Origin of the sequence: uncultured Marinobacter sp. (assembly GCF_947259545.1) — a bacterium.
Lineage (GTDB): Bacteria > Pseudomonadota > Gammaproteobacteria > Pseudomonadales > Oleiphilaceae > Marinobacter.
Map to the genome: position 1 here is coordinate 336,543 of NZ_CAMYMK010000007.1, position 12,641 is coordinate 349,183.

Annotated in this window: 15 protein-coding genes and 1 tRNA gene; 2 read left to right on the forward strand and 14 right to left on the reverse strand. The window is 55.6% G+C overall.

The genetic code is table 11. The annotated features are described in order from the left end of the window. Positions 1-192: 192 nt before the first annotated feature. Positions 193-283 (forward strand) — tRNA-Ser (locus tag Q0Y21_RS09310). A 323-nt stretch (positions 284-606) separates the two neighbouring features. Here Q0Y21_RS09310 and Q0Y21_RS09315 read toward each other — a convergent pair. The 7 genes from Q0Y21_RS09315 to Q0Y21_RS09345 all read right to left on the reverse strand — a co-directional run bounded on the left by Q0Y21_RS09315 (position 607) and on the right by Q0Y21_RS09345 (position 5,562). Next, positions 607-1,560, reverse strand: a complete 954-nt coding sequence (locus Q0Y21_RS09315) for a biotin-dependent carboxyltransferase family protein (protein ID WP_297794187.1) — start codon at positions 1,558-1,560, stop codon at positions 607-609. Further along, positions 1,557-2,249 carry a 5-oxoprolinase subunit PxpB gene (gene pxpB, locus Q0Y21_RS09320; protein ID WP_297794190.1) on the reverse strand — a complete coding sequence of 231 codons (693 nt, stop codon included), beginning with the start codon at positions 2,247-2,249 and terminating at the stop codon, positions 1,557-1,559. The genes Q0Y21_RS09315 and pxpB overlap by 4 nt, the downstream gene beginning before the upstream one ends. Further along, positions 2,246-2,983 carry a 5-oxoprolinase subunit PxpA gene (locus Q0Y21_RS09325; protein ID WP_297794193.1) on the reverse strand — a complete coding sequence of 246 codons (738 nt, stop codon included), beginning with the start codon at positions 2,981-2,983 and terminating at the stop codon, positions 2,246-2,248. Before Q0Y21_RS09325 ends, pxpB begins: the two co-directional genes overlap by 4 nt. 13 nt (positions 2,984-2,996) lie before the next feature. Beyond that, positions 2,997-4,106: a ferrochelatase gene (hemH, locus tag Q0Y21_RS09330; RefSeq protein WP_297794196.1), complete on the reverse strand. Its 1,110-nt coding sequence runs from the start codon at positions 4,104-4,106 to the stop codon at positions 2,997-2,999. 51 nt (positions 4,107-4,157) lie between these two features. Continuing rightward, a complete protein-coding gene (locus Q0Y21_RS09335) occupies positions 4,158-4,589 on the reverse strand; it encodes a TIGR01244 family sulfur transferase (protein WP_297794199.1) in 432 nt (143 codons plus the stop codon). Between the two features lie 102 nt (positions 4,590-4,691). Next, positions 4,692-5,120 (reverse strand): DUF6691 family protein, encoded by a 429-nt coding sequence (locus tag Q0Y21_RS09340; RefSeq protein WP_297794202.1) that lies wholly within the window; start codon positions 5,118-5,120, stop codon positions 4,692-4,694. Positions 5,121-5,124: 4 nt separating this feature from the next. Continuing rightward, complete coding sequence (locus Q0Y21_RS09345; protein ID WP_297794205.1) at positions 5,125-5,562, reverse strand: YeeE/YedE family protein; 438 nt, start codon at positions 5,560-5,562, stop codon at positions 5,125-5,127. A 370-nt stretch (positions 5,563-5,932) separates the two neighbouring features. On the opposite strand from Q0Y21_RS09345, the gene Q0Y21_RS09350 reads away from it, so the two are divergent. Then, positions 5,933-6,352, forward strand: a complete 420-nt coding sequence (locus tag Q0Y21_RS09350; protein WP_297794208.1) for a phasin family protein — start codon at positions 5,933-5,935, stop codon at positions 6,350-6,352. 16 nt (positions 6,353-6,368) lie between these two features. On the opposite strand, the gene Q0Y21_RS09355 is transcribed toward Q0Y21_RS09350, so the two are convergent. The 7 genes from Q0Y21_RS09355 to Q0Y21_RS09385 all read right to left on the reverse strand — a co-directional run bounded on the left by Q0Y21_RS09355 (position 6,369) and on the right by Q0Y21_RS09385 (position 12,635). Further along, on the reverse strand, positions 6,369-6,998 hold the full coding sequence (locus tag Q0Y21_RS09355; RefSeq protein WP_297794211.1) for a TetR/AcrR family transcriptional regulator: 630 nt from the start codon (positions 6,996-6,998) through the stop codon (positions 6,369-6,371). Positions 6,999-7,018: 20 nt separating this feature from the next. Then, positions 7,019-7,831 carry an exodeoxyribonuclease III gene (gene xthA / locus Q0Y21_RS09360; RefSeq protein WP_297794214.1) on the reverse strand — a complete coding sequence of 271 codons (813 nt, stop codon included), beginning with the start codon at positions 7,829-7,831 and terminating at the stop codon, positions 7,019-7,021. A gap of 98 nt (positions 7,832-7,929) precedes the next feature. Continuing rightward, a complete protein-coding gene (locus tag Q0Y21_RS09365; protein ID WP_297794216.1) occupies positions 7,930-8,673 on the reverse strand; it encodes a hypothetical protein in 744 nt (247 codons plus the stop codon). Continuing rightward, on the reverse strand, positions 8,670-9,191 hold the full coding sequence (locus Q0Y21_RS09370; protein ID WP_297794219.1) for a DUF2878 domain-containing protein: 522 nt from the start codon (positions 9,189-9,191) through the stop codon (positions 8,670-8,672). Before Q0Y21_RS09370 ends, Q0Y21_RS09365 begins: the two co-directional genes overlap by 4 nt. Then, positions 9,188-10,459, reverse strand: a complete 1,272-nt coding sequence (locus Q0Y21_RS09375) for a cyclopropane-fatty-acyl-phospholipid synthase family protein (RefSeq protein ID WP_297794222.1) — start codon at positions 10,457-10,459, stop codon at positions 9,188-9,190. Before Q0Y21_RS09375 ends, Q0Y21_RS09370 begins: the two co-directional genes overlap by 4 nt. After that, positions 10,447-11,331 (reverse strand): DUF1365 domain-containing protein, encoded by an 885-nt coding sequence (locus tag Q0Y21_RS09380; protein ID WP_297795370.1) that lies wholly within the window; start codon positions 11,329-11,331, stop codon positions 10,447-10,449. Before Q0Y21_RS09380 ends, Q0Y21_RS09375 begins: the two co-directional genes overlap by 13 nt. 38 nt (positions 11,332-11,369) lie before the next feature. Beyond that, entirely contained in the window at positions 11,370-12,635 is a 1,266-nt protein-coding gene (locus Q0Y21_RS09385; protein ID WP_297794225.1) for an FAD-dependent oxidoreductase, read from the reverse strand. Between the last annotated feature and the right edge of the window lie 6 nt (positions 12,636-12,641).

Here is a 12,641-nt window from a genome sequence, read left to right on the forward strand (position 1 = left end):
AACGTCTGGTCACTGACACCACTATAATGTCGCTACCGCAACTTTCAATCATTTACGACAGAAAAGCACGTAACAGATTCCATTAAAAGCTGTTAATGTTCAAAATTCCGGTAGACTTCATGCAGGGCGTTGACAGGGCAGGCAATTCCGGTATCATGCTCACCGCTGTCGCAATGACGGCGATGGAAAAACGGTGGGCTGGCAGAGTGGCTGAATGCAGCGGTCTTGAAAACCGCCGAAGGTTAGTAGCCTTCCCGGGGTTCGAATCCCTGGCCCACCGCCATTTTTCCTCTTCTTTTAGTCCCATTCCTGAAGACCTTTCCCCGTAGTTATCCCTATTTAACCGGTCTCACTTGGCCCCCATCATCAATATTGAGCCATCGGGAGAACTCACTATGTCAGATCCACGCAGTGCGTCGAAATCGAACACGAAAACTCTGGAACGAAATGACCGGAAATTCTCTGTTACGACCAATCGGGGTAAGGCAAGCCATAAAGTCAGGTATGTCGAGGCTGGAGGTGCGGCAGTCGATCTGGATGAGTGCACGTTTTGTCAGTCAGTGCCGGAGGTCAGTGACGATGGCGAGCGCGGAACCAGAGGCTGAGTTATCTCCAGCTCAATGAATAGCCGTCGGTGTGCCAGCGGGTTTCACTAAAGAAACGGTGAAAAACCACCCGCTCGTTCTGTATATCCGCAACGTTGGCAAAATAGAATTCCAGCTCCTGTCCGGGCAGTCTCTGGGCCAGTTTCCCGGCATCCAGGGCACCGAGGGTGCCTGGTTTCGGATACCCCCCAATCGTCTGGCAGTCATTCAGCAGAACAATGGGGTTGCCATCACCGGGAACCTGCACCGACCCCACAGCGATACCTTCAGAAATAATTCCCTGCGGTACCTGCTCCAGCGCGGGGCCCTCGAGTCTGAATCCCATACGGTCTGATTGGTTGCTGACACGGTAGGTGCTGGTTGTCAGTCTCAACAGGTCGTCCCGTTGGAACAGTGAGTACTGAGCTGCCGGCACCAGTCGCAGGGTCAGCCGGTCAGAATAGCGGCCACGGAAACGTTCCGGGACCTGGCGCGGCTGATATCTGGCGGTAGCGTGCGCAGGTGAGAGGATGTCTCCTTTTCGGATCGCCTCGATGCCCTCAATTTTTTCCCTTACTACGACGGATCGCGAGCCAAACCAGGTTGCTGTATCAAAGCCTCCGGGGGCTGCGAGATAGGTGATCCGTCCAGAGCGGGTGGGATCGACGGCGAGTCTGTCTCCTTTAGCGAGCTGAACAGTCTGCCAGCCATCCCGGGGGCTGCCATTAACACGTACGCTGGTGGCTGCACCTGCCACCCCAACGACGATGTCAGCTTCGGCCTCAGCTTCAAATCCGCCCAGTAATATTTCGACGCACGCGGTATTGGCGGGGTTGTCCAGCAGCTTGTTGGCCCAGCTAAAGCTGTGGATGTCCAGTGCACCACCGGCTGACAGACCGTGCCTACGATACCCCCGCCGACCGGAATCCTGCACGGTGGAGCGGGCGCCGGGGTTGATAATGCGAAGCCCGCTCACAGCTCACCGCCCAGTTCCAGGAACCGCTCGCGGGATACCGGGTGGAATCGCACCAGATCACCGACGTTGAGCAGAGACAGGTTGGTGGGATCAAAGAGGGTTACAGGGCTTCGGCCAATCAGTTGCCAACCGCCCGGGGAAGCCTTGGGGTAAACCGCGGTTTGCCGATTGGCAATCCCCACGCTCCCGGCAGGGACTCGTGATCGAGGAGTGTCCTTTCGGGGTGCTGCTATAGCCGGGTCTACCTCTCCCATAAATCCGAAACCAGGTGCGAAGCCGATGGCGTAAACCGTGTAGGTTTTGCCGGTGTGATAGCTCACCACCTCATCAACGCTGAGGTTTTTTTCTCTGGCAATCCACTCAAGGTCGGGGCCGCTTTCCGGGCTGTAGTATACCGGGATGTCATGGGTGGTCTGATCGGGCAGGTCGGAGGAGGTGCTATGGGGGTCGGTTTCACGCGGCATACGGACCGACCTTTCCAGGTATGCCTCGACCCGGCGGAAATCGATCTCCACGGGGTCATAGATTACCAGCAGCGTCGTGTAAGAAGGCACAAGATCTACCAGCCATTCATTGTGATCCGCCTCTATCCGGTTACACAGGAGGGCAATACGGCGCGGGAGAGTGTCACTGATGGCGTCGGCAAAGGTAACCAGTACGCTGTCTTCTGATACTGCCGTGATCTTCATTGCGCTGACTGCAGGGCGTCTCGTATGGCACGAACCGCTGCCAGTGCACTGTCGTTGTCACCATGGACGCAAAGGCTGTCTGCGGGCAATTCGAGCCATCGTCCGTTGATGCTGGTAATTCCGCCCTGAGTGGAAAACGACAGTGCCTGGTCGACGATGCGCTGTGGGTCGTGATGAACCGCACCTTGCTGTCTTCGGGGCACCAGCTGCCCTTCGTCATCGTAGGCCCGGTCGGCGAAAGCTTCCATCAGGAGGGGGACACCCACTTGTCCTGCCAGCTCCTGATGCTGACGGTAATGGAGGGTGGCCGGTATCATCAGTGGCAGATCGGAACGGTACGTCCGAACGGCTTCCATCACCGCTTGCAGAATTGTGGCATCCTTCATCATGTCATTGTTCAGCGCGCCATGCGGCTTGACGTAACTCAGGGGCAGTCCCTCGGCTCTGCACAGGCCCTCCAGGGCACCGAGCTGGTAGAGCATCAGGGCCTGGATCTCCTCTGGCGAGTGGGCAATGGAGCGTCGTCCAAAGCCGACCAGGTCATGGTAGGAAGGATGGGCGCCGATCTGTACCTGATAACGTGCTGCCAGGGCCACGGTCTGACGGATCACCATGGGGTCTGCTGCGTGGAAGCCGCAGGCCACGTTTGCCATATCGATGAGGGGCATGACGTGCTCATCCTGCCCCATACGCCATGCGCCGTAACTTTCACCGAGGTCGCAGTTCAGTTTCATCGTTAATGCACCTTCAGAGAGTTCTGTCCGGGTACACAGCTTTCTTCTGTTTTTGTGCCAGGGCGTCCCGCTGCTGGAGTGCTTCAGGGTTATTGTCCGGAACAGTCCACCCCTTAAGGTTATCTTCTACCAAACTGACGAGGGCATCAATGTGCCCGGGAGACGCATTCAGGGCAGGGATGTAGCTGAACCCCCTGCCACCGGATTCCATAAAGTACTCCCGGTTCTCTTCATTGATTTCTTCAATGGTCTCAAGGCAATCCGATGAAAAGCCGGGGCAAAATACATCGATCGATTTAATGCCTTTTCCGGGCAACCCCTTGAGGGTTTCATCAGTGTAAGGCTTCAACCATTCCTCCTTGCCGAACCGCGACTGGAAGGTGGTCAGGTAATCATTTTCTTCAAGGCCCAGGCACTGGGCGAGCAATCGCGAAGTCTTGTGGCATTCACAATGGTATGGGTCACCTTTCTTCAGATATTTCAATGGAATGCCATGGTAGGACAGAATCAGTTTCTCGTTCCGTCCATGCTGCTCCCAAAAGGCCCGGATGTGCGCTGCCATTGCTTCAATGTATGGCGGGTAATCCGGATAGTGGGAGATGAAGCGAAGATCGGGTAGCCAACGCCGGCGAGTAAAATCCTTTGCGATTGCGTCGAAGGTTGAAGCCGAGGTTGATGCCGAGTACTGGGGGTAAAGTGGAAGCACGATCAGTTTGCGGACACCCTGGTCCTGCATTTCATTCAGCACATGCGCGATGGAGGGGTTGCCATAACGCATGGCAAAACCGACGACAATGTTATTGCCGTACTTTTTCGACAATGCCTTCCGAATACCTTCAGCCTGGCTCGCGGTATGCGTCAGTAGGGGGGACCCCTCAGGCTGCCACACACCGGCGTAGGCTTTGGCCGACTTCCGTGGCCGTATTCGGAGGATGATGCCGTGCAGTATCAGCCACCAGATGGGTCGGGGAAGCTCCACCACGCGCGGGTCTGACAGGAATTCACCGAGGTAACGTCGAAGCGCGGAAGGGGTCGGAGCATCCGGCGTACCGAGATTGGTAACCAGTACGCCAAGCTTCTCAGGCTGCCTGTGGTTAAAATTCTCAATTCCTTTGTACTGCATCTGCTACTTCCTGGCTGACGATTGATGGCTTGGAGGTAGTTCTGGTCTGCGTTAACCCTGCCTCGATGCCTGCTGTGCAAGCCTGGGGGCCAGGCCACCAATGTCATAACCGGCGTTGCGTGCCTTGGTGAAAATGACCTCAACAGGGGTGTTGCGAGCCGCGCTCAGAGCCCACAGAACCGTGCAGCGGGTCCCTGAACGACAGAAAGCCAATACGGGGGCTTCGGCCTGCTGGATCATGGGCGCAAACTGATCCACATCCTGGTCGGTGATATTGCCGGATTCCACCGGCAGATACACCCAATTGAGGCCATGCTCGCGGGCGGCGGCCTCGATTTCGGCCATGGGTGGCTGCCCCGGCTCCTCCTGGTCTGGACGGTTGGCAACCAGGGTCCGGAATCCCAGTCTGGCAATCTCTGCAACGTCCTCAACGGCAATCTGGGGCGCCACGGTTATCTGATCATCGATCTTTCTCAGGTCCATAATGCAAACAGGCCTTTGGGGGTGATTGGAAAGCGTGCCGCAATGATGACATAGCAGAACGGATTTATCAGAGCGGCAGGGTATTATTTTACCGGAAAATGTTTACTGGGTGCTGCGGCGACTGCTCTCAACCGTTTCAAAGATGACCATACCCGCAATCATCGATGCGACAAATACAGCAGCTTTGATTTCGCCTGCCCCCAGCGCAACCAGCCCTGGGCCCGGGCAGAAACCCGCAATACCCCAGCCAGCGCCGAACATCAGGCTGCCAACCACCAGGCGAGTATCAACTCGGTCGCTGGCAGGTAATTTCATGTGGTACCCGAGAAAACTGAGCGTTCTTTTCCGGGCAATTGCAAAAGCAAAAACCCCAACAAGGATTGCTCCTCCCATAACAAAGGCCAGGGACGGATCCCAAAGGCCAGCAATGTCGAGAAAACCGAGCACTTTCTCGGGATTTGCCATACCTGAAACCAGGAGGCCCAGACCGAATATGAGCCCTGAGCCAAATGCTGCCAGTGAATACTTCATTTACTCAACCTCCGAATGCGTGTCGAATCAGGTATACGGTCACGAAGCCTGTACCCATGAAACACAGAGTGGCCACCAGTGAGCGCGGAGAGAGGCGAGAAAGGCCGCATACGCCATGACCGCTGGTACATCCCGAACCGTAGCGAGTACCGATGCCGACCATTAGCCCGGCTATAACGATGGCGGGGAAACCTGCCTCGATCTGTATTGGGGGAAGTTCGGCCATCATGATCCAGGCGGCAGGCGCGCCAATCAATCCGATCATGAAGGCCGCGCGCCAGCCAATATCCCCGGATCTGGGCACAAGCAGTCCGCCAAGGATCCCGCTGATGCCGGCGATTCGACCATTGAGAAGAATGAAACTGGCGGCTGCCAGCCCGATCAAGACACCGCCCAACAGGGCGGACCATGGAGTAAAGCTGTCCCACGCGATGTCGATCATTAAGCGCTCCTTATAAATGGGTTGTCGCCCATTATAAATGGTATATGGATAGAGTTAACAGATATAAGCGAATCGCCAGGCGAAAAAAAGCCCGGCACTGGTGGCCGGGCAGAGGCGTGCGAGTAGTATCCATGAAAGACTTCCAGACAAACCGGCATCAGCAGGGACACCGGTATAGGGAAGTATTGACTATAATTTGTACACTTCAAGCGAGAGCGGCTTTACTTTGAAAACATTTTTTCATATTGAATGAGTGCTTATACTGCCGCCGGTCGTTGTGCGGGTTACAGGGGAGTACAATCCACTGAAATTCAACATCGCCTGTAATACAATAGTGCCATTATGCAGTTTTGAGCCCTGAGGTTGTTACATGTCCGATGATGAAAACGAAAACAAGTCCCAGAACGATCCGCAACTGGCGGGCAAGATAAAAGATTCCGCGCGCCAGATCTGGCTGGCCGGTCTGGGGGCCTATACCAAGGCGGAAGAAGACGCTGGCCGGTTCTTCGAAAGGCTCGTCCAGGAGGGAGAGCAACTGGAGGACAAAACCCGCGGGGTGGTTGAGAAACAGATCAAGACGGTCGAAGACCGGGTGGGTGATGTTCGTGAACGTGCCACCGGCACGTGGGATAAGCTGGAACATATGTTCGACCAGCGGGTTTCCGGAGCCCTGCGGCGTTTGGGAATACACCGCCGCGAGGAAATTGATGCTCTGGAGCATCGTATCGAAGCTCTTGAGGCTGAGTTACGTCGCTTGCGTGGCGATATCGGGGACGATTCCGAAGAATAATTGAAATAGAAGAGCGCTAAAGGTAATCCTGGCTCATCAGGCAGACCTGCTCTTTCTCTTCGGACCCGAGGTAGGGCAGTAATAACTGCATCATCTGGTAGACACCCCGGCCGGGGTCGACGGCACTCCGGTCATCCAGATGAGAAAGGCTGTCATAACTACTCCAATAACAAGCAGTTAGTGTCAACTGTTCACAAAGAGATGAAAGTTGGCTCTCGCTGATTTCCATCATTCCCTGACGCTGCAGGCTACTGCATATGGTGGCAAACGCCGCTGTTTTCTTTTTCAGTATCCGCTTGAATCTGTTTTGCAGTTGGTCGTACCGGGACAGGACGTTGACCAGGTCCTGGTACAGAAACCGGTACCGCGCGACCGTTTCGAACAGGAGGTGGAGAAAGAAACTCTGTTGATCAAGACTGATCTCCACGTCCTCCGGTACCGCCAGCAAGTCAATCATCTCGTCTTCGTAACGATCAAACAGCTCTCCGACGATATCGCCCTTGCTTTTGAAGTGGTAGTACAGGTTGCCGGGGCTGATCTCCAGTTCGTCGGAGATCAGCAGGGTAGTGACGTTGGGTTCACCAACGCCATTGAACAGCATAAGGCTGGCGTCGAGTATTCGGTCGCGGGTTTTGATTTTTTTCATGTCGCGGCCTGGTTCCGGAATTAAAGGTCGAAGCGGGCCCAGATCGGGCAGTGGTCCGACGGTCGCTCCATGGCACGGATATCGTAAGTCACACCGGCTTCCCTGGCCATGGGCAAGAGGCTGTCGCTGGCCATGATCAGGTCGATGCGCAGGCCCCGTTTGGGCTCCCGTTCAAATCCACGGCTGCGGTAGTCGAACCAGCTGAACGTATCGGCTTCTTCGGGGTGGAGGTGGCGGAAAACGTCGGTATAGCCGCGGCTCTCCACCTGCCCAAGCCATTCACGCTCTTCCGGAAGAAACGAACATTTGCCGGTGCGCAGCCAGCGCTTGGCGTTATCAGCCCCGATGCCAATGTCTTTGTCGGTCGGTGAAATATTCATATCGCCCATGAGCACAACATGGCCGCCTTCCGCTTTCAAGTCATCCAGGTAACGCATCAGGTCACTGTAGAACTTTTCCTTGGCGGGGAACTTGACCGGATGATCCCGGCTTTCACCCTGGGGGAAATAGCCGTTGATGACAGTGATTTTCTCGCCATTATGGGAGAACTGGCCGGTAATCAGGCGACGTTGTGCGTCCTCGCCATCCCAGGGATACCCTTTGGTTACCTTGTCAGGTTCCTGCCGCGACAGCAACGCAACGCCGTAGTGGGTCTTCTGACCGTGGAAATACACGTGATAGCCAAGTTCCCGTATGGCTTCAACCGGGAACTCTTCATCTCTCACCTTGGTTTCCTGAAGGCCGATCACGTCCGGGTTCAGGGTCTTTATCACTTCTTCCAACTGGTGCAGGCGGGTACGAATACTGTTGACGTTGAAGGAAACGAAGGTCATCGGTGAACACTCTCTGATTCGCTGGTTCTGTGGCACAGGCTCGACGCCGGAGTTTACCACAGCCGAACAGAGATTCCGCCTTGGCCGGGAGGCCACTCTCAGGGAGTCAGTTCACAGTCCGGTTGTCGGGTCACTTCATAGCGGATGTGGACGGTATAATTGCCGTCTTCGGATTCCCGGATATTGCTTAAGCCAATGTAATCGGTGAGGGCACCGGAATCGCTGTAGCCCAGAATTATAGGATCTACGAGAAAGCGCGCAATCATTCCTGAAGGCCTTATACGGACAATGTGGGCGGCCTCGGTTCTGTCGGTTGATGCCGGTTCCATCACGAAGCCGTAATGCTCGCCACGGGTCGGGCCGAGAAAACGGAAGTCGACGGAACGCTCCGCTACCACTGAATCCCAGTTGCGGCGTACGAAGTTATCGAAGCCCGCATCCACCACGACGGAATCATTAAAGCTGACATTGAATGCTTCCGTTTTCCCTGAAGGGGTCTGCCAACGGATGGCGAGCGTATTGTCATCAGCCTGTTTCACGATGAGAGATTCGTTGAAGTCCAGCTGCTGGAAGGCCATTTCCGGGCGAAGGGGTGAGTGCTGGTAGTCCAGTTCCTTGGTGGCGAAGGTCCGATCGGTGTCGGGCTTTCTGTAATCCACAGAATGCGTGTCTGGCTGCCAGGTCCCACCGCTACAGGTCCCGGCTACAACATGATGTTCTTCATACACCAGGGAGCCACTGTCGCTGGCCTTGCCAACGAACTGAAATGCCGACTCAGCAGCGAACGCCCCGGTGGCCAGCAGCCAGGCGGCGGCCACTGTGAGGGATTGGTGAGTGTTCATGACGCGAGCTCCGTGTAAAGTGCGTTGCGAACCAGCAATAGCAGGGGGAACACCACCATCCACCCAAGCGCCAGTGCCACCAGAGACAGATTCATCATCGGCAATTCCACCGCTCCAAGCTGGCTGGCCGACCAGTAAGCAAACGGGCCGGCCATCGGGGCGAGGACCCAGGGCAGCCAGCGTTTTCGGCCAACCCATTGCAGGGAGTGGCACAGCGTTGTCATGAATATGGCCCAGATAGCGACCAGCCAGATGGGCGTGAGCATCACGTCGCCCGTGCTGTCGGCCAGTACACCGGTGTGAAACCAGATGCCATCAAGGACACCGCCAACCACGGTACCGAAGCCGATGAATTGAGCTTCGACCCATCTATGTTGGCTAACGAGAATGAAGTGCACGATCAGAAACAGAACGACAACGCCCGCTGCCAGCAGGCCCGGATAAAGCACGCACACCAGCCACCCGGTCTGGAACAACAGGAAGTTCAGGATGTTGCGAGCTGTTTCGGAGCGAATCATAGGCTCAGTATGTTGTCCCGTTTGTTGCCCGGTTTTGCCAGAACCAGCTGCGACACGCCAATCGCGCGCTCGCTGAAGCCAGCCTCACAGTAGGCAAAATAGAAGTGCCAGAGTCGCCGGAATGCCTGGTCGTACCCCATATCATCAAGGGATGCACTGTTGGCCATGAACCTTTCACACCAGTCGTGCAGTGTACGGGCATAGTGAAACCCAATATCCTCCGCATGCGTCAGCACCAGATTGCTGCCTTTGCGAACCGACTCCAGGATTGCGCCGAAAGACGGAATGAAGCTGCCCGGGAAGATGTAGCGCTGGATAAAATCAACATTTCGTAGGGCCCGCTGATAACGCTGTTCCGGCATGTTGATGGCCTGAATCAATGCCAGGCCGTCTGGCTTGAGGAGGTCACTGATCTGGCTAAGGTAGCTGTCGAGGAACTGCGGTCCCACCGCCTCGATCATTTCAATGGACACAAGCTTGTCGAACTGGCCCGCCAGATCCCGGTAATCATCGAACAACAGCGTAATGCGATCGGTCAGGCCTTCCTCGGCAACTCGTTGCTTCGCCAGTGCCAGTTGTTCTTCCGATATGGTGGTCGTGGTCACGTGACAGCCGTAATGCCTGGCAGCATGAATGGCAAATCCGCCCCAGCCAGTGCCAATCTCAATGACCTTGTCACCGGGTTTCAGATCCAGTTTGCGGCAGATGGTATCCAGTTTGTATACAGCGGCTTCGTCGAGGGTGCTTTCCCGGCTTGGATAGATGGCCGAGGAATACATCATGGTTGGATCCAGGAACGTTTCAAACAGGTCGTTACCGAGATCGTAATGGGCACTGATGTTCTTGCGCGAACCCGTTTTGGTATTCCGGTTCAGCCAGTGCAGACTCTTCAGTGCCGGCTTGGTGATCCAGCTGAAGCGGTCTTCGAACTCATTCATCCGATCGACGTTACGGGTAAAGAATCGCAGCAGCGCGACCAGATCCGGCGATTCCCAGTCTCCGGCAACCCAGGACTCGGCGGCCCCAACGCTCCCGCCGGTGAGAAGATCGCGCCAGGTGCTGTGGTGGTGAATAATCAGCTCTGCGGGGGCATGGTTGGTGTTGCCGTCGCCGAAGACGAGGTCGTCAGAATCGCGTTCTCGTACCGTCAGGATGCCGTCTTTCAGCAACGCTAATTGCTGGCAAACCAGTCGCTTGGCGAGGCGGCTGGTAACCGGAACGGACGTACTGCCGACGCCGGTTTCCAGTGAGGTATTCAGGTTCTCCATGAGCTCACCCTTCCACTTGTCTTGTCAGTGTTGTTTATTTCTGTCACATCCAGCCCGCTGTCACTGTTGCCCAGCCGGAACGCGGTATCGGATTCCCGCAACTTGTCCGGGTGGGTGTAAAAAGGCGCTCCCTTGAGCTTGAGTTTCAGGGCATGCCAATAAATACCCGCAGCGACTTTCAATGCTTCCAGAGGGAATTGCCGCAGGCTCTTGTGTAGTTGTTTACGTGTAAACGGGGTACGTTGGACTACCAGAGTGGCATCAAACTGTTTGCGACCTTCCTCGAGCACGTTCATGTGTATCCTCAACTCGGGCCCACGGAAGCTGAAGGTCCACTGGTAGTGCTGGTCCATGCCATTGAATGGTGACACATGAAAGCGCTTGCTGAATCCAAACCGTTCTGAGCGCCAACCCGCCTGGCTTACGTCACTGCCAACGGTTTCCAGGCAATACACATGGCGTTCGTGCCACGGTGTGTTGGTGATCTGGGCAAGAATAACCTTCGGGACCGCGCCGGTTTCAGGCTGGTCGCCCCAGGCGTAACAGAAGTAGAAGCTAACGGGGTTGAATACGTATCCCAGGTAGCGGGGGTGGGTAATCAACTCCACGGGGCCGTCTGGTCGCCATCCGGTCGCGGCCTCAACCTGATTCCTCACGGCACCTGAAAGATCCCCGGCCTCAGGATCAAAGTAATCTTTACGATACAGCGACAACCAATTGAAACGCTCCAGGGAGAACAGCTTACTGACCCGGGTAACACGCTCCCATTCGTCCAGGTTGAGAGCCAGCATCCCGGTGTTATAACAAAACTCATGACCGACCGGGCTTTTACGGCGATGGCGAATGCTGCCTTCAAGCCACTGACTGGACAGCGGGTGAACCGTGGGGTTGGCAGCGTGAGTAGCCATACCTAGAGCTCCACCCCAAAGGCCTCAGTGACGCGAAGGGCGCTGCGGACGCCGTCTTCGTGGAATCCATTGAACCAGTAGGCCCCACAAAAATGACTGCGGTTGCGGTTGCCGATCTCTTCATAGCGGTTCTGAGCAGCCACCGCGTCGAGCGTAAACACCGGATGGGCGTATTCAAAACGTTTGATGATGCGGTCTTCGGCAATATCCCCGCTGCGATTCAAGGTGACGCAGAAGGTTTCCGGTGCATCGTGGAAGTTCTGCAGGATGTTCATGTTATAGGTGACTGAAACCGGTTCAGTCCTGTGCTCTGGCATGTAATAGTTCCAGGCAGCCCAGGCTCGCCGGTTTGATGGCAGTACCGAACTGTCGGTATGCAACACCACGTCGTTTCGCTGGTAGGCGATAGCCCCGAGGATGCTGCGTTCTTCATCTGTCGGGTCGGACAGCATGGCCAGAGCCTGGTCACTGTGACAGGCGAAGATCACCTGATCGAATTCGTGTTCTTCGCCGCCGGTTGTCAGTAGAACCTTATCTGGAAGACGAGTAACGGAGGTAACCGGGCTGTTCAGGTGTGTCCGTTCCCCGAGTCTGTCCATCATTTTTTTCACGTACTGCGCAGAACCTCCCGAAATGACACGCCAGGTCGGACGGTCATCAACTGACAACATTCCGTGATTGTTGAAAAACTGCAGGAAGAAGCGAATCGGGAAACTTTCCAGCACGACTTCCGGAGCAGACCAGATGGCAGCGCCCATGGGTACGATGTAATGATTGCGGAAATAGCGGGAGTAACGGTTACGATTCAGGTACTCGCCAAGCGTTTCTTCATCGGTAATGTCACCGGATTCCAGATCTACACGGGTTTCCTTGTTGAACCGGAGAATTTCACGGACCATTTTCAGGAATGGCAGATTCAGCAGGTTTCTGCGCTGGGCAAACAGGGTGTTGAGGCTGGTTCCGTTGTACTGAAGGCCATTTGCGTGGCAGTCCACGCTGAAACTCATGTCACTGACCTCCGAAGCCACACCAAGCCGATCCATTAATTTGATGAAGTTAGGGTAGGTCCAGTCGTTGAAAACGATAAAGCCCGTGTTCACCGGCCAATCACGTCCTCCTGCCTGAACGTATTCGGTATTGGTATGACCACCTGCATAGTCACCGCTCTCAAAAAGCTGAACATCGTGGTGTTCAGACAAAAGCCAGGCAGCAGTGAGGCCGGAAACTCCGGCACCAATGACAGCAATGCGCTGACGAGGTTCGTTCATCTGGGT